Source organism: Azospirillum picis (assembly GCF_017876115.1).
In the GTDB taxonomy this organism is placed as follows: Bacteria; Pseudomonadota; Alphaproteobacteria; order Azospirillales; family Azospirillaceae; genus Azospirillum; species Azospirillum picis.
The window spans coordinates 491,448-514,226 of sequence record NZ_JAGINO010000001.1; the positions used below are offsets into that span (position 1 = coordinate 491,448).

Here is a 22,779-nt window from a genome sequence, read left to right on the forward strand (position 1 = left end):
CGGCAGGGGACGGCGATGGCGGGCACGGGGCGCAGGAAGACGCGTGGCGCGGTGGCGGAGGAGTCCGTGCCGGCGGACGCGGCTGCGCCCGGACAGGCCGCAACCGGAACTGCCGCCGCACCCGGCCTGGTCGTGCTCGGACCGCAGGATCTGGCCGGCGGCGCGGTGATCGAGTCCGACGGTGCGGCCTCCGCCAACCTGCCGGCGGTCGGGCCGGAGGGGGCCCCGGTCGCCGGCATGACCGCCCGCGTCGCCAGCGCCACCTTCGAGCGCGACGGCTACAAGCATCTGATCAAGGCGGCGGAAGCGGTCTACAGCTATCCAGCCAACGGCACCCGGCTGTCGCTGCCGGCGCAGAAGATGCTGAACTTCATGATCCACCTGGCCGGCAGCCAGAACTTCGCCAACAAGCTTTACCGGCTGCCCAAGCGCGTGGTGCGCGGCAACCACAAGGGCAACGAGCGCATCTTCGACGCGCTGAAGGAAATCTTCGATTCCAGCCTGGTGGTGATCGGCCCCTTCCGCGGCCGCCGGTCGCGCGCCGAACTGCGCATCCTCTCCAGCTACGTCCGGCCGGAGGAGGAGGAGGACAGCGACGCCGCCGACATCCACTTCCAGTTCACCGACGCCTTCCTGGAGATCCAGCGCTCTTCCCAGCTCTGGGCCAAGCTGTCCGGGCCGGCGATGGTCAAGGTCACCAGCACCTATGCGCTGAAGCTCTATGAGATCGGCATGCAGCGCTACCAGATGGACTACCCGTCGCTGGAGTTGGACATCGACACGCTGCGCAAGCTGATGAACGTGCCGGAGGGCGCCTACAAGGATTTCGGCATCCTGCGCACCCGCACCATCGACCGCGCCATCGCCGAGGTGAACCAGCTCGCCCCCTTCAGCGTCTCGATGCCGGAAGAGAAGATGAAGCGCAAGGGCCGCAAGATCGAGGCGGTTACCCTCGACTTCCACGCCAAGGACGAGGAGGCGGCGGCCGAGACCTTCCTGGAGCGCGAGCGCCACAGTGCCGGCCGCCGGGCGCGGCGTATCGGCAAGGTCGACACCGTCACGCCGGCCGACCCGGTGGAGACCGGCCTCGCCGACCTCGGCCCCCTGCCCGATGCCGACGACGTCACCGCCCTGTGGGCCGCCGTCCTGCATGCGCTGAAGGGCAAGGTCCCCGCCCCGCTCCTCGCCTCGCTGGAACCCGAGCGGGTCGAGGAGGCGCCTCAGGGCGGCCGCCGGATCGTGCTGACGGCCAAGACCGCCGCCGTCGCCGACACCGCCCGCATGAACCACTGGGCGAGCCTGAAATCCGCCCTGTCCTCGCTCACCGGCGGGATGATCGAGGACGTGTCCTTCGAGGTGGCGGCGGCGCGCAAGGCCGCGAAGGCTGCCCCCACGGCGTAAGGATGGCGGGAGCGGACGATGCCTCCTGCGATCCGTTCCCCCAAGCGGTAAGGATTGCCGATCCCGGCCGGAACGTTCTCATTCCTCCCAGGGATTGATCACAGGTATCCCGCAATCCCGGAAATCAGCCACATTCCGAGTGGCAACCGAGGCGCCGTGCGAGCGTGCGATGGAGGCGATCTGGGCATCGAAGGTTCCGGTCGGGCGCCCTGCCCGGCGCCGACCGGCCGCGATGGGGGCGAATGCTTCCGATGCCGCACCGTCAAAGGGCAGCACGCGCCCGGAGAAATCGTCGGCAAACATCTGTGCCGCAGCGGTCAGAAGGTCGCTGCGCCGCTTTCCCTCTGGCAGCAATGCCAAGCCGTAGAGGATTTCCGCTTGGGTGACGGAGGTTGTGTAGAGGTCTGCGGCCCTGTGGCGGGCGACCCATCCCGCCACCTTGTCGGACGGATTCGGACGCATCAATTCCGACAGAATGTTGGTGTCGAGGATGATCATGCCCGCACCCGTCACTCGAACGCCGGAGGCTCACGCAGCGATTCTTGCGGGACTTCGGGCATCTCGACACCGCCGAGCCGCTGGAAGCGGCGGCGGATGGCATCTGCCAAGTTATCCCCCGGATCGGGGTGCTTGGTAAGCGCATCTTGCAGGATCAAACGCGCCTCGTCCTCCATTGAGCGGCCATGATGGGCGGCACGGCTCTGCAGTCGCTCCGCCAGCGGTTCTTCCAAGTTCCGAATGGTCAGATCACCCATGAGCGGCTCCCGGGAATGGCAACTACGATCATCTCGTCCACCTAGGGGCGGGTGGGCTATCGCCATCAAGGGAAGCCAGCCGGCGGTCCCATAGAGCTCGGAGGTGCAGTGGCGGCGGAGCTCGGAGAGGCATGGTTCCTGGCCGCACCTCTCCATGCCTCACCCTCAGCCCTGCTTGGCCTTCAGCGCCGCCAGGCGGTCGGACAGGCCGGTGGGCGCCGTCTTGCCCGACGCGGCGGCCAGCGCGGCGGCGATGTTCGGGTCTTCCTTCTCCGGCGCCGACGGGCGCAGCAGCTTGGCCTTGGCGTTGGCGGCCTCGGCAGCGGCCAGATCCTTGGCGGCGGTGTCCTGCATCGCCTTCAGCGCCACGGTCAGGCCGCTGGTGGCGCTGGCCAGGCCGGCGGCCTGGCGGGCGGCGTCGGCCTGGCGCTCGGCCATCGAGCGCTGCTGCTCGGCCCGGCCCATGTCGCGCTGGGCGCGGGTCAGCTCGGCACGCGCGGCCTTCAGCTTGGCGCCGGCTTCCGCGTAGTTCTTCTCCAGGATCTCCAGGAACTCGCGGGCCTCCACGGCGTCGCGGACCTCGCGCTCGATCTCCGGAGCCATCTCCTCCAGCATGGCGACGATGGTCTCCAGGCTCTTCTCCAGGCCGGCCTTGCGGGTCGGATCCGCCTCGGCGTCGATCTGGCGCTGCAGATGCTCGGCCGCCGCCATGCGCTGGCCCGACAGCGCCTTGATCTCGTCGGCCTCGCGCTGCTCGCGGTCGTAGATGGCGCGGGCTTCCGCCACCTGGCGGCCGAGCTGGTCGAGATGCTGTTCCATGGTGCGCAGCTCAGCCTCGGTGGCGGATTTGGGATCCCAGCGCACCAGCGCCTCCATGGCGCCCTGGACGGCCTGGTCGGTCTTGACACCCAGAAGGTTGCGGATGAAGGCAAGCATCGGCTGATTCCTGTCGAAGGAGGGTTGTTGGCGACACCCCCTCGGGGGAGGGAGCGCTCCGCACTGCACAGATGGGAAGGGGCGGCGGCGCTGACCAGACCCCCCATCCTTACTGCTCGGGGGACCTTGGCGCCCTCCCCTCACCCGGCCATGGCGGCGGCGTTGATCAGGGCGACGCCGAGCTGCACGCCGACCAGGGTGGCGGCGGAGGCGACGTTGCCGGCCTCGATCTGGCCGCGCAGGTCGCGGATCAGCAGGGCCGCCACCGCGAAGGCGACGAGCTGGAGGATCAGCGCCACCACGCCCCACAGCAGGATGTCCAGCACATAGGTGCTGGTCGCCAGGGTCGCCGCCAACGGGATGGCCAGCGCCACGATCGAGCCGCCCAGCGTCAGCCCGCCGGCGGCGTTGCCGCGGGCGACCAGGTCGCGCTCGTGGAAGGGGGTGATGCGGGTATAGACGGCGACGCCGACCGCCAGCAGGGCGAGCGTGACGGCGAGCTGGACCAGCAGGACCGGCAGCCCGGTGCCGAGCGCGGTCAGGATGGAGCCGAAGGTGCTTTGCATGGGGCCGGCACTCTTGTCGTTCAGGGTGGGATCAGGACAGCGAGAGGGAGGCGGGGTTGACGTCGATGCCGGCGGCGATCTCGACCGACGCGCGGCCGGCGCGCTCCACCGCCTCCACCAGGATGTACTCGGTCTGGGGCGCCGGGGCGGAGGCGCCGGTCGGCGCGCCGTACAGCATCGCCTGGCTCGTCACCGTCTCGGTCCCGCGCACGGTCTGGCGCGACTCGCTGAGGGTGAAGGGCTGGATCCGGCTGCCGCCCGGCTGCCAGATCCGGGGATAGAGCTTGCCGTCCTTGGTCTGGAACTCCGGCCAGCCGATCATTCCCTCGGCATCGTCGAGCCAGAAGCCCCATTCACTCTCGTCGGCCGGGGCCACGCTGTCGATCGGCGTGAAATAGCGGCATTCGTCCGGCTGCCCGTCGGGGCCGAGATGGATCTGGAAGAAGCCGCCGACCGGCAGATGCAGGCGGTAGACGGTGGCCGGCCCGGAGGTGACGGTCCCGACCGCCTCGATCGACACCAGCCGGTCGCCGCCGGTGTCGGGCGCCTTCACCTTGGTGGCGCCTTCGGCCAGCAGGAAGGGCGCGGGGTCGATCGACACCGTCATGCCGAGCCGGAACAGCGCCGGACTGTAGCGCTGGCCGCCGAGCTTCTGGTTCACGTAGTTGCCGAGCGTTCCGAACAGGGGCACGTCCGATCCTCCCTTGGAAACCGGTCCGCTGGCGACCGGCGGGTTGTCCATCCGGCGCCGCGCCCGCCACAGCAGGAACAGCGCCGCGACGGCCAGCAGCAGGATGCTCCACAGCCACAGACCGCCGAAGCCCGAGCCGTGGCCGGGCCGGGCCGGATCGGCGGCCTCCGCCGAGCTGGCCGGGCTGGCGCTGGCGCTGGCGGAATCGGCGCGGGCCAGATCCGCCGGCACGTCGGGCGGCAGCCGCCCGGCCTCGCGCGGGGTGCCGGCCTGCGCCGCCATCGACTGGTCGAGCTGCCCGAGCTTCGCCCGCAGATCCGCGTTGTCCTGCGCCAGCCGGTCGGCCTCCTGCCGCCACTCGCGGTAGCCGGGGTCGTCGGCATGGTCGTGGAAGAAGGCGGCATGCCCCGGCCGGGTCAGGGTGTCGAGCAGGAACCACAGGAACAGCCCGTCCCAGACGCCGAAGCGCCGCGGCGCGTTGTAGGTGTAGGGCGGCGGCGCCCAGCCGTAGCCGCCATAGGGGTTGGCCGGCGCCGGCCGGGTCGAGGGCGTGCGGTAGGAGCCGCTGTTCGACCCCCAGCCCCAGCCCCATCCGGAGCCGCCGGAACCCGACGACGCCGACCCGCCCGTCCGTCCGGTCCCCGCCGCGGACCCCGCGGCCGGGGCCGATGGTGTCCGGTCGGCATCCTGCCGGGCGCGGTAGCGGTTCAGCGCGTCGGCGGAGCCCTGCTGGCTGAAGGCGCGGTCACCGGCCGATGTCGGCGGTGCGGCGACCGACGGGGCGCTGCTGCCCGGCCGGGCATAGCCGCCGCTGGAGCTGGACGATCCGCCGGAGAACCAGCCGCCGCCGGTTGACGGCGTGCGTGACGGCGAGGGGCGGGAATAGCCGCTGCTGCTGCCGGTCGAGGGCGTGCGCGAGGGCCGTGAATAGCCCCCCGAGGAGCGGCTGCTCGATCCGGCCCGCGCCTCCGCCTCGCCCGGCATCGCGACCACCGGCACCGCTGCGGCAACCACCGCGGTCGCGGCGGCCGTGGTCCGGGAGGCGGTCAGGAGTGCGCCGGCGGGGGCGGCAAGCGGCTGCACCGCCATCAGAAGGGCGACGGCGGCGGCCCGCAGGCGTCCGGGCCACCGGGGTTTCGCGATCTGCGGCATCCTTCCTCTCAGATGGCCCACTCGGCGAGTCGTCGCGGGAGCCTAGGCGTGTAAGCGACACATCTCAAGCGGCTTCGCCGTGGCGGTTACCGTCTTGCCGCGGCCGGGGCCGGCGGCTATCACAGCGCGGGCGGGGCTTTCCGTTCCCTGCCCGCTCCCTGTTCCCTGACGACGGATCCAGACGGATTCCATGGACGATCTCGACCGGCGCCTGATCGACCTGCTGACGCTGAACGCGCGCACCAGCACCGCGGCGCTCGGCCGTACGCTCGGGCTGTCGCGCTCCACCGTGCAGGACCGCATCGCCCGGCTGGAGCGGCTGGGGGTGATCGCCGGCTATACGGTGAAGCTGGGGGATCCGGCACCCCGGCGCGGCGTGACCGCGCTGGTGATGATCAGCGTGAACGCCAAGCTGGCCGACCGCGCCGTCCACGCCCTGCGCAAGATGCCGGAGCTGATGCGGCTGCACAGCATCAGCGGCCAGTACGACCTCTGCGCCACCGTCGGCACCGACACCCACGACGCGATGGACGCGGCGCTGGACGCCATCGGCCGCCTGCCGGGCGTGGAGCGCACCATGTCGTCGATCGTGCTGTCGACGAAGGTGGACCGCTAGCGTACGGCGCTCCGGCACTCTCAGGGCTCGTCCTCGAAGAAGATCTGCTCCAGCGGCCGGCCGAACAGCCGGCCGATGCTGAAGGCGAGGGGCAGCGACGGGTCGTAGCGGCCGGTTTCCAGCGCGTTGACCGTCTGGCGCGACACCCCCAGCCGTTCGGCAAGGGCCGCCTGGCTCCAGCCCCGCTCGCCGCGGAGCTCGCGCAGGGTGTTCCTCATCCCCGCCTCAGCTCGCGGGCTTCCAGCAGGCCGCGCAGGATGCTGCGCAGCGCCCAGGCCGTTCCCATCACCGGCCAGACGGCGAACATGGACAGCGTCGGCCAGCCGAGAGTCTCCAGGAAGCCGTAGGTGAAGGTGACCAGTGCCGTGACCGCGGCGGCGACCACGATGTCCTCCATCATCTTCAGCCGCAGATACTCGTCGAGGCGCCGGAACTGCCGCAGGATCACCCAGACCATCAGCAGGCAGGGCAGCATGGGGGCCAGGGCCGCCGCGTGGCGCGCCGCGCCGTCGGGAATGGCGGGCATCGCCTTGAGCGAGACGACCAGCACCAGGATGTAGAGCAGCATCGTTCCCGTGAACTCCGCCAATGCGCGCCACCGGCCAACTGTGCCCGCCATCGTCCGCCTCTCCCTCTTGTAAAGCGTGCTTTACAGTGGCGAAGGCGGCCGGCGATGTCAAGCGTCCTTGACTATCCGCCGCGGACCTCTGGCCGGGTCACAGGGAGGCCGCCAGCCGCATGCCCTGGGCGATCGCGCGCTTGGCGTCCAGTTCCGCCGCGACGTCGGCGCCGCCGATCAGGTGGACGGCGACGCCGGCGGCCTCCAGGGGGGCCTGCAGCTCGCGCAGGGGTTCCTGCCCGGTGCACAGCACGATGCTGTCGACCGCCAGGGTCCGCGGCTTCTCGCGGCCCTCGCCGAAGCTGATGGTCAGCCCCTCGTCGTCGATGCGCTCGTAATTGACGCCGGCGAGCGCGGTGACGCCCTTCATCTTCAACTGTGCCCGGTGGATCCAGCCGGTGGTCTTGCCCAGCCCGGCGCCCGGCTTGCCCGGCTTGCGCTGGAGCAGCACGACCTCGCGGGCCGGCGGGGCGGCGTGCGGGCGGACGCCGGCGACGCCGCCCCGCGCCTCGGCCGGATCCGCCACTCCCCATTCGGCGCGCCACAGCGCCGGATCCAGGCTCGGCGAGGGGCCGTCCTGGGTCAGGAACTCGCAGACGTCGAAGCCGATGCCGCCCGCCCCGACCACGGCGACGCGGCGCCCGGCCGGCTTGGCGCCGCGCAGCAGCTCGGCATAGGTCAGCACCTTGGGATGGTCCTGGCCGGGGATGCGCGGGTCGCGCGGCACCACGCCGGTGGCGAGCACCACCGCGTCGAACCCGGCCTCCGCCAGATCCGCCGCCGCGGCCCGGCGGCCGAGATGCAGCGCGACGCCGGTTTCCGCCAGCCGGTGCCGGAAATAGCGCAGGGTTTCGTGGAACTCCTCCTTGCCGGGGATCAGCTTGGCCATGTTGAACTGGCCGCCGATCTCGTCGGCGGCCTCGAACAGGTGGACCTCGTGCCCGCGCTCCGCCGCGGTGGCGGCGCAGGACAGCCCGGCGGGGCCGGCGCCGACCACGGCGATGCGCCGGCGCCTGGCAGCCGGCGGGACGACCAGCTCCGTCTCGTGGCAGGCGCGCGGGTTGACCAGGCAGCTCGCCAGCTTGCCGGAGAAGATGTGGTCCAGGCAGGCCTGGTTGCAGGCGATGCAGGTGTTGATGGCCTCGGGCCGGCCGGCCGCCGCCTTGGCGACGAAGTCGGGATCGGCGAGGAAGGGCCGCGCCATCGACACCATGTCGGCCAGCCCGCCGGCGACGACGCCGTCCGCCACCTCGGGCGTGTTGATGCGGTTGGTGGTGCAGAGCGGGATGGCGATCCCCTGCGCCGACAGGGCGTCCCGCAGCTTGCCGGTCACCCCGGCGAAGTTGGCGCGCGGCACGCTGGTGGCGATGGTCGGCACCCGGGCCTCGTGCCAGCCGATGCCGGTGTTGATGATGGTGGCCCCGGCCCGCTCGATCGCCACGGCGAGCCGCACCACCTCGTCCCAACTGCTGCCGTCCGGGATCAGGTCCAGCATCGACAGGCGGAAGATGATGATGAAGTCGCGGCCGACCGCCTCGCGCATGCGCGACACGATCTCCACCGGGAAGCGCATGCGGTTCTCGTAGTCGCCGCCCCAGCGGTCGGTGCGCCGGTTGGTGTGGGTCACCAGGAACTGGTTGATCAGGTAGCCTTCCGATCCCATCACCTCGACGCCGTCGTAGCCGGCCTCGCGCGCCAGTTCGGCGCAGCGGACGAAGGCACGGATCTGGCGCTCCACCCCCCGCGCGGTCAGGGCGCGCGGGGTGAAGGGGGTGATCGGCGACTTGATCGCCGAGGGCGCCACCGACAGCGGGCTGTGGGCATAGCGGCCGGCATGCAGGATCTGCAGCGCGATCTTGCCGCCTTCGGCGTGGACGGCGTCGGTGATGACCCGGTGCGAGCGCGCCGCGCCGTGGCGCGCCAGCGTCGAGCCGAAGGGCGACAGCCACCCCTCCACGTTGGGCGCGAAGCCGCCGGTCACCATCAGCCCGGCGCCGCCGCGCGCCCGTTCGGCGAAGTAGGCGGCCAGCCGGGGGAAGTGGCGCCGCCGGTCCTCCAGCCCCGTGTGCATCGATCCCATCAGCACCCGGTTCTTCAGCATGGTGAAGCCGAGGTCGAGGGGCTGGAGCAGATGCGGGTAGGGCTGGGTCACGGGCCTTGTCCTCCGGCGGCGCTGGGAATGCGGATGATCCGTGGGGCGGAGCCTATTTCAGGGTGACGTAAGCGTCAATATGGTTCCGCAGGGGTCGGTGCCCGGATGACTGGATCGTTCGCGTCTTCCGCTTTCCGCGGTGTGAAAAAGCGGCCCGTCGAACTGGCCCGGCGGCGTTCGCGGCGCTCAAGCTCCCTTTCCAAGGGCCGCCCCTCCATTCCGCGGCGGCCGGGTACAACCCGCGCGACCCGCGCAACCGGGAGTTCGGCCATGGTGCAGTTCGCCGCCAACCTGACGATGCTCTACAACGAGCATCCCTTCCTCGACCGATTCGCCGCGGCGGCCGATGCCGGCTTCCGTGGCGTGGAGTATCTGTTCCCCTACGAGTTTTCCGCCGATGCGCTGGCCGAGAAGCTGCGCCGGCACGGGCTGGCCCAGGTCCTGCACAATCTGCCGGCCGGCAACTGGGGCGGCGGCGAGCGCGGCATCGCCATCCTGCCCGACCGCGTGCAGGAATTCCGCGACGGCGTCGCCCGCGCCATCGACTATGCCGGCACGCTGGGGTGCAGGCAGGTCAACTGCCTGGTCGGCATCCTGCCCCAGGGGAATGCCGGGGGAGCCGACGCCGCCACCGCCGAAAGCACGCTGGTCGCCAACCTCGCCTATGCCGCCGACGCGCTGGCCGGCGCCGGGATCAAGCTGCTGATCGAGCCGATCAACACCCGCGACATCCCCGGCTTCTACCTGACCCGCACCCGCCAGGCGCTCGACCTGATCGACAAGGTCGGCTCCGGCAATCTCTACGTGCAGTACGACGCCTACCACATGCAGATCATGGAAGGCGACCTGGCCCGCACCATCGAGGCCAACCTCGCCCGCATCGCCCACGTCCAGCTCGCCGACAACCCCGGCCGCAACGAGCCCGGCACCGGGGAGATCAACTATCCCTTCCTGTTCAAGCACTTGGACGCCATCGGCTACGACGGCTGGGTCGGCTGCGAATACAAGCCGAAGACGACGACCGACGAGGGGCTCGGCTGGTTCGCCCCCTACCGCACCGAGCCGGCGACGGTCTGAGGCATTCCCAACATCACGCGAGCCCAACATCACGCGAGAAAGGACCATCGTCATGAAGGTCGGATTCATCGGACTCGGCATCATGGGCACCCCGATGGCGGGGCACCTGCTGGACGCCGGTCACACCCTCTACGTCCACGACATCAAGCCGGTCCCGGCCGACCTGACCGCCAAGGGCGCCATCCCCTGCCCGTCGGGCCAGGAGGTCGCCGCGGCGGCCGAGGTCGTCATCACCATGGTGCCGGACACCCCGCATGTCGGTGCTGCCCTGTTCGGCGAGACCGGCGTCGCCGCCGGCCTGTCCGCCGGCAAGGTGGTGGTCGACATGTCCTCCATCTCGCCGATCGAGACCAAGGAGTATGCCAAGCGCATCAACGCGCTCGGCTGCGACTATCTCGACGCGCCGGTGTCGGGCGGCGAGGTCGGCGCCAAGGCGGCCTCGCTCACCATCATGGTCGGCGGCCCCGAGGCGGCCTTCGAGCGGGTCAAGCCGCTGTTCGACAGGATGGGCAAGAACGTCACGCTGGTCGGCGGCAACGGCGACGGCCAGACCACCAAGGTCGCCAACCAGATCATCGTCGCCCTGACCATCGAGGCGGTGGCCGAGGCGCTGCTCTTCGCCTCCAAGGCCGGCGCCGACCCCGCCAAGGTCCGCCAGGCGCTGATGGGCGGCTTCGCCTCCTCGCGCATCCTGGAGGTGCATGGCGAGCGGATGATCAACCGCAACTTCAATCCCGGCTTCCGCATCGAGCTGCACCAGAAGGACCTCAACCTGGCGCTGAGCGGCGCCAAGGCGCTGAACCTGTCGCTGCCGCACACCGCGAGCTGCCAGCAGCTCTTCAACGCCTGCGCCGCCCAGGGCGGCGCCGCCTGGGACCATTCCGGCATGCTCCGCGCGCTGGAACTGCTGGCCGGGCACGAGGTAGGGGCGAAGTAGGAGGGCGTCGCGGGCCCCCTCCCTCCCACGGCTCCGCCGCGGGTCCCTCCCTCCCCCGCTTCGCGGGAGAGGGAGGATTCGCACTGCGGCGGCAGTCCCCTCTCCCGCCACAGGCGGGGGAGGGTTAGGGAGGGGGCACCGTCAGGCGTGACCCGGCAAACAGCTCCATCCAAACCATTGGCCCTCCCCTCATTCCCGTGCATTCTAAGCGCCCCGGACACCACGACACGCCGAGCGACCATGACCACCGACGCCCTGCTCCATGACCTGTTCCAGGCGGCCCTGACCGCGGTGACCGCCGACACCCGGCTGCCGGCGGCGCTGCCGGCGCCGCCGAAAGGCCGCACGGTCGTCGTCGGCGCCGGCAAGGCCGCCGCCGCCATGGCCAAGGCGGTGGAGGACCACTGGCCGGGGCCGCTGTCGGGGCTGGTCGTCACCCGCTACGACCACGACCTGCCGACCGAACGGATCGAGGTGGTCCAGGCCTCGCACCCGGTGCCGGACGCCGCCGGCCAGGACGCCGCGCGGCGGATCACCGAGATGCTGCGCGGGCTGACCGCCGACGACCTGGTGCTGTGCCTGGTCTCCGGCGGCGGGTCGGCGCTGCTGGCCCTGCCCGCCCCCGGCATCACGCTGGACGACAAGCGCGCCGTCGCCAAGGCGCTGCTGAAGAGCGGCGCCGACATCGGCGAGATGAACTGCGTGCGCAAGCACCTGTCGGCGGTGAAGGGCGGGCGGCTGGCCGCCCTGGCCCATCCGGCCCGCGTGGTCTCGCTGCTGGTCTCCGACGTGCCGGGCGACGACCCGTCGGTGATCGCCAGCGGCCCGACCGTGCCCGACCCGACCAGCTTCGCCGATGCCCGCGCCATCCTCGCCAAATACGGCATCACCCCGCCGCCCGCCGTCGCCGCCTTCCTGGAGGCGGGCCAGGACGAGACGCCGAAGCCCGGCGACCCGCGGCTGGCCGGTGCCGAGACCACCATCATCGCCACCCCGCAGGACGCGCTGGAGGCCGCGGCGGCCCTCGCCCGCGACCGCGGCTACACCCCCGTCATCCTCGGCGACGCCATCGAGGGCGAATCGCGCGAGGTCGCCAGGGTCCATGCCGGCATCGCCCGGCAGGTCGCCCGCCACGGCCAGCCGGCGCCGGTCCCGGCGGTGATCCTGTCCGGCGGCGAGACCACGGTGACCGTGCGCGGCCAGGGCCGCGGCGGCCGCAACGTCGAGTTCCTGCTGGCGCTGGCGGTGGCGCTCGACGGCCAGCCCGGCATCCGCGCCGCCGCCTTCGACACCGACGGCATCGACGGGACGGAGGACAACGCCGGCGCCATTCTGCGCCCCGACACGCTGGCGCGGGCCGAGGCGATGGGGCTCGACGCCAAGGCGTTCCTGGCAAACAACGACGGCTACAGCTTCTTCAAGGCGCTGGGCGACCTCGTGGTCACCGGCCCGACCCGGACCAACGTCAACGACTTCCGGGTGATCGTGATCGACCCGGCCTGACGGCGCCGGGCAGGACGGACCGGCGCCCGCCCGCGGATCCCCCCGCCCTCATCCGGCCTTCGCCTTGGTCAACTGGGCGATGTAGATGCGTGCCAGCGACTTCAGGATCGGCGGCATGGCGGACACCGCGTCCTCGAAGCTGCGGCGGTCGATCACCTCGCAGATGCCGCCGCCGACCGCCACGGCGGTGACGTCGGGCCGGCGGCCGGTCAGCAGGTAGATCTCGCCGAACAGGCTGCCGGGTCCGAGCGTGGCGATGTCGCCGCCCAGCGTTCCGCGGCCGGGGCGGAGCGCGACCCGGCCGGACTGGATCAGGTAGGCGGCGCTCAGCGGCTCGTTGGGGCTGAAGAAGACGTGGCCCTCGCGGATCATCCGGCGGTCGACCACCTTCTGGAAGGAATTGGTGGAGCGGAAGTCCACCGGGTTGCCGACCCGCTCGGCCGGCGGCAGGCCGTAGTCGCGGCGGATGGCGGCGATCAGGCTCTGCAGCAGGTAGGAGGCCAGCGGTGGGCTGCGCTTCAACAGGCTGCGGAAGGCGTCGCGCGTCACCTCGACGCACGTCACCTCGGTCAGGGAGCGCACGGTGGCGCTGCGCTCGCCGTCGTCGATCAGCGCCATCTCGCCGACCACCGCCCCCTTGCCGACGGTGCCCAGCCGGCGCGTGCCGCCGTCCGGGCCGGTCAGCACCACCTCCAGCTCGCCGGAGTCGATCAGCCAGGCGCGGTCGCCGCGTTCGCCCTGGCGCATCATCACGATGCCGGGGCCGATGGTGTGGCGCTTGGGACCCGGGGCGGCGGGCTGGGACATGACAGAGGCTCGCGGGCAGGGACTCGCGGGTAGGCACTCGCGGGTAGGCACTCGGGGCGAAGCGCGCTGCGGCACTCTACCTCATCGGCGCGGCACCGTCAGCCGCCCGCCGGCATCCCGGCAAGGGGCATCGCAGAGGCTTCCCTAGCCGTTGGTCTTCATCATCCCGCGGTCGCGCGCCGGGCCGGAGCCGCGGCCGAGATACTGGCGCAGGAAGGCGACGACTTCCTGCGAATCCCATTCCACCGCCCCCTCGACCCGGCCCAGCTCCCGCCCGTCCGGATCGACCAGGATGGTGGTGGGCAGGCCGCGCAGGCCCAGCGTCTTCATCGACTGCGACCCGGGATCGAGGAACAGGGCGAGATGCTCGACCCCGGTCTTCTTGTAGAAGGGCTCCACCACCGCCTGCCCGCCGCGGTCGAGCGACAGCGCCACGACCTGGAAGCGGTCGCCGCCGAGCTGGGCCTGCAGCCGGTCGAGCGACGGCATCTCCTTGACGCAGGGCCCGCACCAGGTGGCCCACAGGTTCAGCAGGACGACGCGGTCCTTGAAATCCGCCAGATCGACCCGCCGGCCCTCGCCGTCGACGAAGGACAGCGGCGGCATCGGCTTGGGCTCCGCCTCCCTGAACTTCTCCAGCTTGTCCGCGCCGGTGGAGGAGACGGGCAGTGCCGCGGCCGGCGCCGCCGGCGGCGCATCGGCCGCGCCGAGCCGCACCACCTCCGGCGCGGCGGGCGCCGCGCCGGCGCTCCACCACAGGCCGGCCCCGGCCATGCACACACAAACCGTTGCGACCGCCGCCAAAGTCCGCATACTCACGCTTCCTCGCTCCCCTACCCAGATGCCCCGGTCACCGTCCCCATGAGCGCCGATCAGACCCCGCCGACCCGTCCGGCTGCCAGCCCCGCTGCCGGCACCGCCGCCGCACCCGCCGCCAGCCAGATGTGGGGCGGCCGCTTCGCGCGCGGTCCCGCCGCCATCATGGAGAAGATCAACGCCTCCATCGGCTTCGACAAGCGCCTGGCCGACCAGGACATCGCCGGGTCGAAGGCCCATGCCGCGATGCTGGCCAAGCAGGGCATCATAACCCAGGCCGACGCCGACGCCATCATCGGCGGGCTCGACCGCGTGAAAGCAGAGATTGACGCCGGCACCTTCACCTTCAAGGTGGAGCTGGAGGACATCCACATGAATGTGGAGGCCCGGCTGGCAGAGTTGATCGGCGAGCCGGCCAAGCGCCTGCACACCGGCCGCTCGCGCAACGACCAGGTGGCGACCGACTTCAAGCTGTGGGTGCGCGACGCCATCGACCGCAGCATCGCCGGCCTGACCGCACTGCAGACCGCGCTGATCGACCTGGCGGAACAGCACACCGGGACGGTGATGCCCGGCTTCACCCACCTGCAGGCGGCGCAGCCGATCAGCTTCGCCCACCACCTGCTGGCCTATGTCGAGATGTTCGGGCGCGACCGCGGCCGCTTCCGCGACGCCCGCTGCCGGCTGAACGAATGCCCGCTCGGCTCGGCGGCGCTGGCCGGCACCCCCTACCCCATCGACCGCTTCATGACGGCGGAGGCGCTGGGCTTCAACCGGCCGACCGCCAACTCGCTGGACGCGGTGTCCGACCGCGACTTCGCGCTGGAATACCTGTCGGCGGCGTCGATCTGCGCCATGCACCTGTCGCGCTTCGCCGAGGAGATCGTGATCTGGTGCTCGGCCCAGTTCCGCTTCATCAAGCTGACCGACGCCTTCACCACCGGCTCCTCGATCATGCCGCAGAAGAAGAACCCCGACGCGGCGGAGCTGGTGCGTGCCAAGGCCGGGCGGGTCATCGGCTCGCTCAACAGCCTGCTGATCGCCATGAAGGGCCTGCCGCTGGCCTATTCGAAGGACATGCAGGAGGACAAGGAGCCGGTGTTCGAGGCCGACGACACGCTGGCGCTGTGCATCGCCGCCATGGAAGGCATGGTGCGCGACATGCAGCCCAACGTGCCGGCGATGCGCGAGGCGGCCGACCGCGGCTTCCTGAACGCCACCGACCTCGCCGACTGGCTGGTGCGGGAGCTGGACATGCCCTTCCGCGAGGCGCACCACGTCACCGGCCGCGCCGTCAAGGCGGCGGAGGACCGGCGCGTCGGCCTGACCGACCTGACGCTGGCCGAACTCCAGGCCATCGAGCCGCGCATCACGCAGGCCGTCTATCCGGCGCTGAGCATCGAGGCGTCGCTGAACAGCCGGACCAGCTTCGGCGGGCCGGCCCCCGTCCGCGTGCAGGAGGCGGTGAAGGCCGCCCGGGAGCGTTTCCTGTGAGCAAGACCCTGTCCCTGACCGTCCTGGCGCTGGCCTGCACCCTGGCGCTGGCCGGCTGCGGCAAGAAGCCGAAATTCGTCGACAGCCCGGTTCCGGAAGGCCAGCCCGACCCGTTCCCGCGCACCTATCCCAACCCCGACCTCGATCCCAAGCCCGGCAAGCCGGCCGGGTCCGGAGTGCAGTTCCCATGACCGACGCCCTCCCGGCTTCCGCCAGCGGTTCGCCCATGAGCGTCTTCGCCTACCGCGACGGCGTGCTGCACGCCGAAGCCGTGTCGCTGGAGGATGTGGCGCGCGAGGTCGGGACGCCCTTCTACCTCTATTCGACCGCAGCCCTTGACGCGCACTACAACGCCTATGCCGGCGCCTTCGCCGGCCAGGACGCCGGCGTCTGCTATGCGCTGAAGGCGAACTCCAACCTCGCGGTCATCCGCACGCTGGCCAGGCTGGGCGCCGGCGGCGACGTGGTGTCGGTCGGCGAGATGAAGCGGGCGCTGGCCGGCGGCATCCCGCCCGAACGCATCGTCTTCTCCGGCGTCGGCAAGACCCGCGACGACCTGCGCGCGGCGCTCGAGGCCGGCATCCACCAGATCAACGTCGAGTCGGTGCCGGAACTGGAGGCGCTGAGCGAGGTGGCCTCGTCCATGGGCGTGGAGGCTCCCATCGCCTTCCGCGTCAATCCCGACGTCGACGCCAAGACCCACGCCAAGATTGCGACGGGCAAGAAGGAGAACAAGTTCGGCATCGACTACGACCACGCGCGCGAGATCTACCGCCGCGCGGCGGCGATGCCGGGCATCAGGCCGGTGGCGATCGCCGTCCACATCGGCTCGCAGCTCACCGACCTCGCCCCCTTCCGCGCCGCCTACGAGCGGGTCGCCGTCCTGCTGCACCAGTTGCGCGAGGACGGGCTGGACATCCGCCGCCTCGACCTCGGCGGCGGCCTCGGCATCACCTACAGGGACGAGGCGCCGCCCGACCTCGCCGACTATGCGGCGATGGTGCGCTCGATCACCGGCAATCTCGGCTGCCGGATCACGCTGGAGCCGGGCCGCTCGCTGGTCGGCAACGCCGGCATCCTGGTCAGCCGCGTCATCTACGTGAAGCAGGGGCTGCACCGCCGCTTCGCCATCATCGACGCGGCGATGAACGACCTGATCCGGCCGTCGCTCTACGACGCCTACCACGGCGTCGTCCCGGTCGCCGAACCGGCCGCCAACGCCGCGCAGGAGCCCTACGACGTAGTCGGCCCGGTGTGCGAAAGCGGCGATACCTTCGCCGTGCAGCGCCCGCTGCCGCCGCTGGCCGACGACGACCTGGTTGCCCTGCTGTCGGCCGGTGCCTATGGCGCGGTGATGGCGTCGACCTACAACAGCCGGCCGCTGGTGCCGGAGGTGCTGGTCAACGGCGACCGCTTCTCCGTCATCCGTCCTCGGCCGACGGTGGAGGAGATGCTGGCGGCCGAGCGGGTTCCCGACTGGCTGTGAGCGCCTGAGGCAGGGAATTCATGGCACGTCCGTCTGTTGTCGTTCCGTCGTCGGGCCTGAAAGGCTGACGGAACGGGCAGGAACGGGACAGCCAGGTGATTTCCGGGATGCAGGACGGGTGGGGAAGCGCCTTCTGGCAGGGCGGCGGCAGGATGGGCGAGCGGGTGCGCTCCCATGACTGGCGCGCCACGCCCCTGGGGGATCCGCTGCACTGGCCGCCGGCATTGCGCACGGCGGTCAGCATCGTCCTGAATTCGCGCTTTCCCCAGGCGCTGGTCTGGGGGCCGGGCCTGGTCACCATCTACAACGACGCCTTCCGGCCGATCCTGGGCGGCAAGCCGGAGGCGCTCGGACGCTCCTTCCGCGACGTCTGGGCGGAAGCCTGGGACAGCATCGGCCCGATCGTCGACCGGGCCTTTGCCGGCGAGGCGACCTTCATCCAAGATTTCCCGCTGGTCGTCCGGCGCAGGGACGAACCGGAACAGGCGTGGTTCACCTTCTGCTACAGCCCGGTGCGGGACGAGAGCGGCGCCGTCGTCGGCATGATCGACACGGTGATCGAGACGACCGACGCCGTGCTCGCCCATCGAGGGGCGGCGGAGCTGAACGCGCGGCTGGAAGCCGAGGTCGCGCACCGCACGCACGAACTGCTCGCTGCGCAGGAGGCCCTGCGCCAGAGCCAGAAGATGGAGGCGGTCGGCCAGTTGGCCGGCGGCATCGCCCACGACTTCAACAACATGCTGGCGGTGGTCATCAGCGGCCTGAACCTGCTGCAGCGCCGCCTTGCCCGCGGCGACACCGATGTCGGCGCCTACATCGAGGGCGCCATGGACGGGGCGGCGCGGGCGGCGGCGCTGACCCAGCGGCTGCTCGCCTTTTCGCGCCGGCAACCGCTGGCACCGGAGGTGCTGGACCCCAACCGCCTGGTGCGCGGCATGGAGGATCTGCTGACCCGCACCCTGGGCGAGACCATCGACATCGAGTTCGTGACCTCCGCCGGGCTGTGGGCGGTCGATGCCGACGCCAACCAGTTGGAGAACGTCCTGCTGAACATGGCGGTCAACGCCCGCGACGCGATGCCCGATGGTGGGCGCCTGACCATCGAGACCGCCAACATCCATGTCGACGATGCCTACGCGGCGGAGGCGGCGATCACGCCGGGGCAGTATGTGATGATCGCGGTCACCGACACCGGGACCGGGATGGCGCCGGAGGTGGTGGCCAAGGCGTTCGATCCCTTCTTCACCACCAAGGAGGTGGGCAAGGGCACCGGCCTCGGGCTGAGCCAGGCCTTCGGCTTCGCCCGCCAGTCCGGCGGCCACATCCGCGCCTACTCGGAGGTCGGGGTCGGCACCTCCCTCAAGCTCTACCTGCCCCGTTTCCACGGCAAGGCCCAGAACAGGGCGGCCGTGCCGCTGCCCCGCACCACCGTCAGCCCCACCGGCTCCGCGCGCGAAATCGTGCTGGTGGTGGAGGACGAGGAGCGGGTGCGCACCTTCACGGTCGAGACGCTGCGCGAGCTTGGCTACACCGTCCTCCACGCCGCCGACGGGCGGTCGGCGCTGCGGCTGATCGACGGGGCGCCGGGCACCGCCGACCCGGCCGGACAGGCTGGCCGGGACGTGACGCTGCTGCTGACCGACATCGTCATGCCCGGCATGACCGGCCGGCAGTTGGCCGACGCCGCACGGGCGCGGCTGCCGGAGCTGAAGGTGCTCTACACCACCGGCTACAGCCGCAATGCCGTGATCCACAATGGCGTGCTCGACCCCGGCACCAACCTCCTCACCAAGCCCTTCGGCATCGACCAGCTCGCGGCCAAGGTGCGCAGCGTGCTGGACGCGCCCGGCTGACCCCGCTCACACGTCGAGCACGCCGCGGCTGTTCTTGGCCACCAGCGCCTGGAAATACGGCCCCAGCTTGCCGTCGTCGAGGCCGAACGCCTGTTGGAAGCGGGCGATCAGGTCGCGTTCCCCCTGCTCCGCCTCGCCGTCGGCCATGGCGCTGTCGATCATGTTCAGCAGGATGCAGAGGCGTTGCTGCTCGTTCAGCTTCGGCGCCGCGTCGGCGAGGAAGGCGTCGGGCGTGGTGGAGCGGGCAAACTTGAAGCACCGGTCCAACTCCTCCCGCGTGGCGCTGCGGCCCAGCACCGAGACGAGGTGCCCGACCTCCTCCGGATCGATCTCCCCGTCCGATCCCATGCAGTAGATCAGCGACACCACCAGCGCGCGCCGCGGGGTGAGCTCCAGGGGCGCGTTGCCCTTGAACATGTCGAACAGACCCATTCCATGAACCTCCCCAAACGTTCTGATGACCGCGCATTTGGGTCCGGTGCACATGCCGTGCAAGACGGGTGGAAAAGTGATTTTTCCGGGATGATATGGAAATCAAAGGATCGCAGGAACGCCCTCTTCGACGGCCGGTCGGCACGCAGGGACTTCGGATGCGCCGCCAGGAGCTTTGAGACGGCGATCCGAGACGTGCAGGCATCGCCCATGGCGCTTTCCCGGTTCGCCGGCACGGCCTGCGGAACCGGCGGGCCGCAGGGCGCGGACAGGCAAGGGACATCAGGGAAAATGCTGAGCGGATGGCCGTTGAATCGCCCACCGGCGGCGTGGGAAACCATGATAGTTTGAGCCATAAGTATCATTCCGCGGGGGAACGGGTGGGACGCTTCGTACGGGGCGCTCTGGTGATGGTCGTCGTGCTGGCCGCGATGGCGGGCAACGCGGCCCACAAAATCTACCGCGATCATCAGGACACGCAGCAGCGCCATTACTCCATGGTCCGCGACATGGCCCGGCTGGTGGACGACCACGTCCGTCATACGATCCATTCCGCCACCGTGGCACTCGACCAGACGGCCGCCATGGTGGCGGAGGCCGGCGGGCCGGCGCAGGTGCGCGACCTCCGGCACTGGGCGCGGCTGCGCGACTATGCGGCCCATGTCGAGGGCGTCGAGACCGTGTGGATCTTCGACGCCGACGGGCAGGCGGTCCTCGATTCGGCCAGCTTTCCCAACCGGGCGGCGGCGATCTCCCGGCGGACGGCCTTCCAGGAGCTGCGCAACGGCACCGGGCTGTATATCTGCTCCGGGCTGACGGACCGTGTCGGGCCGCTGCCGCTTGTCTTCTCCGTATCCCGCCCGCTGCACGACGACGAGGGGCGCTTCGTCGGCGTCGCGGCGGCGGCGATCAGGGTCGATCACCTGACGAACTTCTACGACCTGCTCGATTTCGACCTCGACCCGCTGATCGGCGTCTATCGCCCGGACGGCGAGATCCTCGCCCGCCACCCCGCGACGGGGACGGCCGTCGGACGATCGGTCGCCGACAGCCCCCTGTTCCGGACCAAGCTCCGCGAGGCGCCGGAGGGTCAGTATCTCACGCCCTCGGTGCTCGACGGCACCGTGCGCATCGTTGCCTACCGCACGGTGCAGGATTACGGGCTGGTGGTGCTGACCGGCATCGGCCTGGACGAGGCGATGGCCGAGTGGCGCGCCCGCAGCGTCGACACGGTGGTGGCGGCAGTGCTCGGGCTGCTGGCGGTGCTGGCGGCGCTGGCCTGGGGGCTGCGCTTCCTTGATCGCGAGCGCAAGGCGCAGGTGGCGCTGGCGGAGGCGCGCAGCGCCGTCGAGCGGACCAGCGCCGAACGCGACGAGAGCGCGCGGCTGGCCGCCGCGCTGGACCATGCCCGCGACATGGCGGAGACCGCCCGGCAGGCGGCCGAGGCCGCCAACCGTGCCAAGGGGGAGTTCCTGGCCGGGCTGAGCCACGAGCTGCGCACGCCGCTGAACGCGGTGATCGGCTTTGCCGATCTCATCGCGCGCGAAGCGGAGGGGCCGGTCGGGACGCCCGTCTACCTCCAGTATGCCGGCAACGTCCGCGATTCCGGACAGCATGTGCTGGAGCTGATCAACGAGATCCTCGATCACGCGCGGGCCGAGGCCGGGGCGCTGCGCATCGAGGAGGGACCCACCGACCTGGAGGCGGCGGCCGATTTCGCCCTGCGCATGCTGACCCCCCGCGCCGAGCGGGCCGGCGTGCGGCTGTCGGCGGCGGTGGCGCCGGCCGTGCGCCGGCTGCGCGCCGACGACCGCCGCCTGCGCCAGATCCTGCTGAACCTCGTCGCCAACGCGGTCAAGTACACCCCGGCCGGCGGATCGGTCGCCGTTTGCGCGGTGCTGGAGGACGGGCAGCCGGTGATCCGCGTCACCGATACCGGGCTCGGCATTCCGGCCGAGGACGTGGACCGGGTGATGGAGCCCTTCGTCCGCATCGAGAACGCCGCCGGACGCCGGGTGGAGGGGGTCGGGCTTGGATTGCCGCTGACCAAGCGGCTGGTGGAGCTGCATGGCGGCCGGCTGGAACTGCGCAGCAGCCTGGGGATCGGCACCACGGTCACGGTGCGCCTACCCCCGGACCGGCTGCCGCCTGCCGCTCCCCCTGCCCCGTCCCTGGCCATTTCCCCGGGCGTTTCCGCAGCCCCGCCTCTTGCCCCGCCTCTTGGCCCGCCTGTCGGCGGGGCGTGGTCCCGGGCGTCCGCCGCCGTGCCGCCGCTGTCCATCCTGCTGGCCGACGACGACCCCACCGTGCGCGGCATGGTCATGGAGCTGCTCGGCGGTTGGGGACACCGGGTGACCGGGGTGGCCAACGCCAACGAAGCGCTGGTCGTGCTGGCCGGCTCCGGGCGGCTGGACCTGTTGATCAGCGACGTCGTCATGCCGCCGGGCATGGACGGGACGGAACTGGCGCGGCAGGCGGTGCGGATGCGCCCGGGCCTGCCGGTGCTGCTGGCGTCCGGCTTCGCCGCCCATGCCGTCGCCGATGCCTCCGCCTTCGGCCCGGACGTCACGATGATCGCCAAGCCCTTCTCCGCCGAGGAACTGCTGGCCCAGCTTTCCCGCATCGCCGCCCTGCGCGGCGCGACGGCGGACCCGCTGCCCGCCAGGCCGGCCGTTCCCCCCGCCGTTCCGCCGGACACGGCGTCCCCGCGCCTGCTGATCGCCGAGGATCTGGCGATCAACCGCGAGCTTCTGGCCGCCCTGTTCCGTGACAGCGGCTACCGCATCGACCTCGTGGGCGACGGGGCGGCGGCGGTGGAGGCCGTGCGCGAGGCCGATTACGACCTGGTGCTGATGGACGTCCACATGCCCGTCATGGACGGGCTGGAGGCCTGCCGGGCCATCCGGGCGATGCCGCCGCCGCGCAACGCGGTGCCGGTCCTGGCGCTGACCGCCGGCTCGTCGGACCAGGAGCGGCGCCGGTGCCGCGAGGCGGGCATGGACGGGTACATCGGCAAGCCGTACGACCGCGACACCCTGATGCGGCAGGTCGCCCGCAGCCTGTCCGCAGGCATGGACCGCGCGGCGTCGGCTTGAGGCCCGCCCGAGCCCGATGCCGATCCCGCCGGGCGCGCCGTGGCCTGCCGGGCCGGCGCGGACAGCCTGCTATTCGAAGACCTGGGGGAAATGGGCGAGGCGCCGGCCGAACAGGCCCTGGCCGGTGCCGTCGGCCGCCGGCGTCGGTTGCGCGGCCGCCCCGCCGGCCAGCGTGCGGACCGGTGTCGGCCGGGGGCGGCGTTCGGATTTGTCCGGCGGCGCGTAGAAATGCAGGGTCAGTTGGCCGTTGGCTTCCGCCGCATAGGGCAAGCCGGGAACCGTCCGGCGTTCGGCGCCGGGAAGCACATACTGGTCACCTTGATCGGTGCGTTCGATATGCGGCATGACCGGTGTTCCTGTCTCCACCCGACCGATCCTGCCGTTCCGGCTC

The 22,779-nt window shown here is 71.2% G+C and carries 22 protein-coding genes; 10 read left to right on the forward strand and 12 right to left on the reverse strand.

The genetic code is table 11. The annotated features are described in order from the left end of the window. Positions 1-15 precede the first annotated feature (15 nt). Positions 16-1,401 carry a replication initiation protein gene (locus J2850_RS02230; protein WP_209978299.1) on the forward strand — a complete coding sequence of 462 codons (1,386 nt, stop codon included), beginning with the start codon at positions 16-18 and terminating at the stop codon, positions 1,399-1,401. A gap of 78 nt (positions 1,402-1,479) precedes the next feature. On the opposite strand, the gene J2850_RS02235 is transcribed toward J2850_RS02230, so the two are convergent. From J2850_RS02235 to J2850_RS02255, 5 genes are all read right to left on the reverse strand, one after another. After that, positions 1,480-1,899: a type II toxin-antitoxin system VapC family toxin gene (locus J2850_RS02235; RefSeq protein WP_209978301.1), complete on the reverse strand. Its 420-nt coding sequence runs from the start codon at positions 1,897-1,899 to the stop codon at positions 1,480-1,482. An 11-nt stretch (positions 1,900-1,910) separates the two neighbouring features. Beyond that, positions 1,911-2,156 carry a FitA-like ribbon-helix-helix domain-containing protein gene (locus tag J2850_RS02240; RefSeq protein ID WP_209978303.1) on the reverse strand — a complete coding sequence of 82 codons (246 nt, stop codon included), beginning with the start codon at positions 2,154-2,156 and terminating at the stop codon, positions 1,911-1,913. A gap of 165 nt (positions 2,157-2,321) precedes the next feature. Continuing rightward, positions 2,322-3,092, reverse strand: coding sequence for a hypothetical protein (locus J2850_RS02245; RefSeq protein ID WP_209978306.1), 771 nt, complete (start codon positions 3,090-3,092; stop codon positions 2,322-2,324). A gap of 140 nt (positions 3,093-3,232) precedes the next feature. Beyond that, complete coding sequence (locus tag J2850_RS02250; RefSeq protein ID WP_209978308.1) at positions 3,233-3,658, reverse strand: DUF350 domain-containing protein; 426 nt, start codon at positions 3,656-3,658, stop codon at positions 3,233-3,235. A 31-nt stretch (positions 3,659-3,689) separates the two neighbouring features. Continuing rightward, entirely contained in the window at positions 3,690-5,501 is a 1,812-nt protein-coding gene (locus J2850_RS02255; protein ID WP_209978310.1) for a DUF2491 family protein, read from the reverse strand. Positions 5,502-5,691: 190 nt separating this feature from the next. Between J2850_RS02255 and J2850_RS02260 the strand changes: the two genes are divergently transcribed. Further along, entirely contained in the window at positions 5,692-6,117 is a 426-nt protein-coding gene (locus J2850_RS02260; RefSeq protein WP_209978312.1) for an Lrp/AsnC family transcriptional regulator, read from the forward strand. Positions 6,118-6,137: 20 nt separating this feature from the next. Here the strand turns inward: J2850_RS02260 and J2850_RS02265 are convergent, their stop codons facing one another. From J2850_RS02265 to J2850_RS02275, 3 genes are all read right to left on the reverse strand, one after another. Beyond that, the gene (locus J2850_RS02265) at positions 6,138-6,335 is read right to left on the reverse strand and encodes a helix-turn-helix transcriptional regulator (protein ID WP_209978315.1); all 198 of its coding nucleotides are present in this window, start codon (positions 6,333-6,335) and stop codon (positions 6,138-6,140) included. Next, entirely contained in the window at positions 6,332-6,736 is a 405-nt protein-coding gene (locus J2850_RS02270) for a hypothetical protein (protein ID WP_209978317.1), read from the reverse strand. The genes J2850_RS02265 and J2850_RS02270 overlap by 4 nt, the downstream gene beginning before the upstream one ends. A 97-nt stretch (positions 6,737-6,833) precedes the next feature. Beyond that, positions 6,834-8,888, reverse strand: coding sequence for an NADPH-dependent 2,4-dienoyl-CoA reductase (locus J2850_RS02275; RefSeq protein ID WP_209978318.1), 2,055 nt, complete (start codon positions 8,886-8,888; stop codon positions 6,834-6,836). A gap of 270 nt (positions 8,889-9,158) precedes the next feature. On the opposite strand from J2850_RS02275, the gene hyi reads away from it, so the two are divergent. The 3 genes from hyi to J2850_RS02290 all read left to right on the forward strand — a co-directional run bounded on the left by hyi (position 9,159) and on the right by J2850_RS02290 (position 12,405). Beyond that, on the forward strand, positions 9,159-9,965 hold the full coding sequence (hyi, locus tag J2850_RS02280; protein ID WP_209978320.1) for a hydroxypyruvate isomerase: 807 nt from the start codon (positions 9,159-9,161) through the stop codon (positions 9,963-9,965). 52 nt (positions 9,966-10,017) lie between these two features. After that, the gene (gene glxR, locus J2850_RS02285; protein WP_209978322.1) at positions 10,018-10,902 is read left to right on the forward strand and encodes a 2-hydroxy-3-oxopropionate reductase; all 885 of its coding nucleotides are present in this window, start codon (positions 10,018-10,020) and stop codon (positions 10,900-10,902) included. Positions 10,903-11,142: 240 nt separating this feature from the next. Continuing rightward, positions 11,143-12,405 (forward strand): glycerate kinase type-2 family protein, encoded by a 1,263-nt coding sequence (locus J2850_RS02290; protein ID WP_209978324.1) that lies wholly within the window; start codon positions 11,143-11,145, stop codon positions 12,403-12,405. A 48-nt stretch (positions 12,406-12,453) separates the two neighbouring features. Here J2850_RS02290 and J2850_RS02295 read toward each other — a convergent pair whose 3' ends face one another. Both J2850_RS02295 and J2850_RS02300 read right to left on the reverse strand, forming a co-directional pair. Then, positions 12,454-13,212 (reverse strand): cyclic nucleotide-binding domain-containing protein, encoded by a 759-nt coding sequence (locus J2850_RS02295; protein WP_209978326.1) that lies wholly within the window; start codon positions 13,210-13,212, stop codon positions 12,454-12,456. 144 nt (positions 13,213-13,356) lie between these two features. After that, the gene (locus J2850_RS02300; protein ID WP_246512709.1) at positions 13,357-13,986 is read right to left on the reverse strand and encodes a TlpA family protein disulfide reductase; all 630 of its coding nucleotides are present in this window, start codon (positions 13,984-13,986) and stop codon (positions 13,357-13,359) included. Positions 13,987-14,073: 87 nt separating this feature from the next. On the opposite strand from J2850_RS02300, the gene argH reads away from it, so the two are divergent. The 4 genes from argH to J2850_RS02320 all read left to right on the forward strand — a co-directional run bounded on the left by argH (position 14,074) and on the right by J2850_RS02320 (position 18,861). After that, complete coding sequence (argH, locus tag J2850_RS02305; protein WP_209978328.1) at positions 14,074-15,522, forward strand: argininosuccinate lyase; 1,449 nt, start codon at positions 14,074-14,076, stop codon at positions 15,520-15,522. After that, the gene (locus tag J2850_RS02310; protein WP_209978330.1) at positions 15,519-15,713 is read left to right on the forward strand and encodes a hypothetical protein; all 195 of its coding nucleotides are present in this window, start codon (positions 15,519-15,521) and stop codon (positions 15,711-15,713) included. Before argH ends, J2850_RS02310 begins: the two co-directional genes overlap by 4 nt. Positions 15,714-15,748: 35 nt before the next feature. After that, complete coding sequence (gene lysA, locus J2850_RS02315; RefSeq protein WP_209978453.1) at positions 15,749-17,008, forward strand: diaminopimelate decarboxylase; 1,260 nt, start codon at positions 15,749-15,751, stop codon at positions 17,006-17,008. 107 nt (positions 17,009-17,115) lie between these two features. After that, positions 17,116-18,861 carry an ATP-binding protein gene (locus J2850_RS02320; protein ID WP_209978332.1) on the forward strand — a complete coding sequence of 582 codons (1,746 nt, stop codon included), beginning with the start codon at positions 17,116-17,118 and terminating at the stop codon, positions 18,859-18,861. A gap of 6 nt (positions 18,862-18,867) precedes the next feature. On the opposite strand, the gene J2850_RS02325 is transcribed toward J2850_RS02320, so the two are convergent. Further along, positions 18,868-19,293 carry a tellurite resistance TerB family protein gene (locus tag J2850_RS02325; protein WP_209978333.1) on the reverse strand — a complete coding sequence of 142 codons (426 nt, stop codon included), beginning with the start codon at positions 19,291-19,293 and terminating at the stop codon, positions 18,868-18,870. 380 nt (positions 19,294-19,673) lie between these two features. Here J2850_RS02325 and J2850_RS02330 point away from each other — a divergent pair, with 380 nt between their 5' ends. Further along, positions 19,674-22,388 carry a response regulator gene (locus J2850_RS02330; RefSeq protein WP_209978335.1) on the forward strand — a complete coding sequence of 905 codons (2,715 nt, stop codon included), beginning with the start codon at positions 19,674-19,676 and terminating at the stop codon, positions 22,386-22,388. A 69-nt stretch (positions 22,389-22,457) separates the two neighbouring features. Here the strand turns inward: J2850_RS02330 and J2850_RS02335 are convergent, their stop codons facing one another. Next, entirely contained in the window at positions 22,458-22,733 is a 276-nt protein-coding gene (locus J2850_RS02335) for a hypothetical protein (protein WP_209978337.1), read from the reverse strand. Positions 22,734-22,779 lie beyond the last annotated feature (46 nt).

Excerpts from the sequence above, each read along its gene's own strand:
- glxR (WP_209978322.1), top strand. The coding sequence starts at position 10,018 with ATGAAGGTCGGATTCATCGGACTCGGCATCATGGGCACCCCGATGGCG.
- hyi (WP_209978320.1), top strand. The coding sequence starts at position 9,159 with ATGGTGCAGTTCGCCGCCAACCTGACGATGCTCTACAACGAGCATCCC.
- argH (WP_209978328.1), top strand. The coding sequence starts at position 14,074 with ATGAGCGCCGATCAGACCCCGCCGACCCGTCCGGCTGCCAGCCCCGCT.
- J2850_RS02235 (WP_209978301.1), bottom strand. The coding sequence starts at position 1,899 with ATGATCATCCTCGACACCAACATTCTGTCGGAATTGATGCGTCCGAAT.
- J2850_RS02270 (WP_209978317.1), bottom strand. The coding sequence starts at position 6,736 with ATGGCGGGCACAGTTGGCCGGTGGCGCGCATTGGCGGAGTTCACGGGA.
- J2850_RS02230 (WP_209978299.1), top strand. The coding sequence starts at position 16 with ATGGCGGGCACGGGGCGCAGGAAGACGCGTGGCGCGGTGGCGGAGGAG.
- J2850_RS02290 (WP_209978324.1), top strand. The coding sequence starts at position 11,143 with ATGACCACCGACGCCCTGCTCCATGACCTGTTCCAGGCGGCCCTGACC.
- J2850_RS02335 (WP_209978337.1), bottom strand. The coding sequence starts at position 22,733 with ATGCCGCATATCGAACGCACCGATCAAGGTGACCAGTATGTGCTTCCC.
- J2850_RS02245 (WP_209978306.1), bottom strand. The coding sequence starts at position 3,092 with ATGCTTGCCTTCATCCGCAACCTTCTGGGTGTCAAGACCGACCAGGCC.
- J2850_RS02250 (WP_209978308.1), bottom strand. The coding sequence starts at position 3,658 with ATGCAAAGCACCTTCGGCTCCATCCTGACCGCGCTCGGCACCGGGCTG.
- J2850_RS02265 (WP_209978315.1), bottom strand. The coding sequence starts at position 6,335 with ATGAGGAACACCCTGCGCGAGCTCCGCGGCGAGCGGGGCTGGAGCCAG.
- J2850_RS02255 (WP_209978310.1), bottom strand. The coding sequence starts at position 5,501 with ATGCCGCAGATCGCGAAACCCCGGTGGCCCGGACGCCTGCGGGCCGCC.
- J2850_RS02320 (WP_209978332.1), top strand. The coding sequence starts at position 17,116 with ATGCAGGACGGGTGGGGAAGCGCCTTCTGGCAGGGCGGCGGCAGGATG.
- J2850_RS02325 (WP_209978333.1), bottom strand. The coding sequence starts at position 19,293 with ATGGGTCTGTTCGACATGTTCAAGGGCAACGCGCCCCTGGAGCTCACC.
- lysA (WP_209978453.1), top strand. The coding sequence starts at position 15,749 with ATGAGCGTCTTCGCCTACCGCGACGGCGTGCTGCACGCCGAAGCCGTG.
- J2850_RS02260 (WP_209978312.1), top strand. The coding sequence starts at position 5,692 with ATGGACGATCTCGACCGGCGCCTGATCGACCTGCTGACGCTGAACGCG.
- J2850_RS02240 (WP_209978303.1), bottom strand. The coding sequence starts at position 2,156 with ATGGGTGATCTGACCATTCGGAACTTGGAAGAACCGCTGGCGGAGCGA.
- J2850_RS02300 (WP_246512709.1), bottom strand. The coding sequence starts at position 13,986 with ATGGCCGGGGCCGGCCTGTGGTGGAGCGCCGGCGCGGCGCCCGCCGCG.
- J2850_RS02295 (WP_209978326.1), bottom strand. The coding sequence starts at position 13,212 with ATGTCCCAGCCCGCCGCCCCGGGTCCCAAGCGCCACACCATCGGCCCC.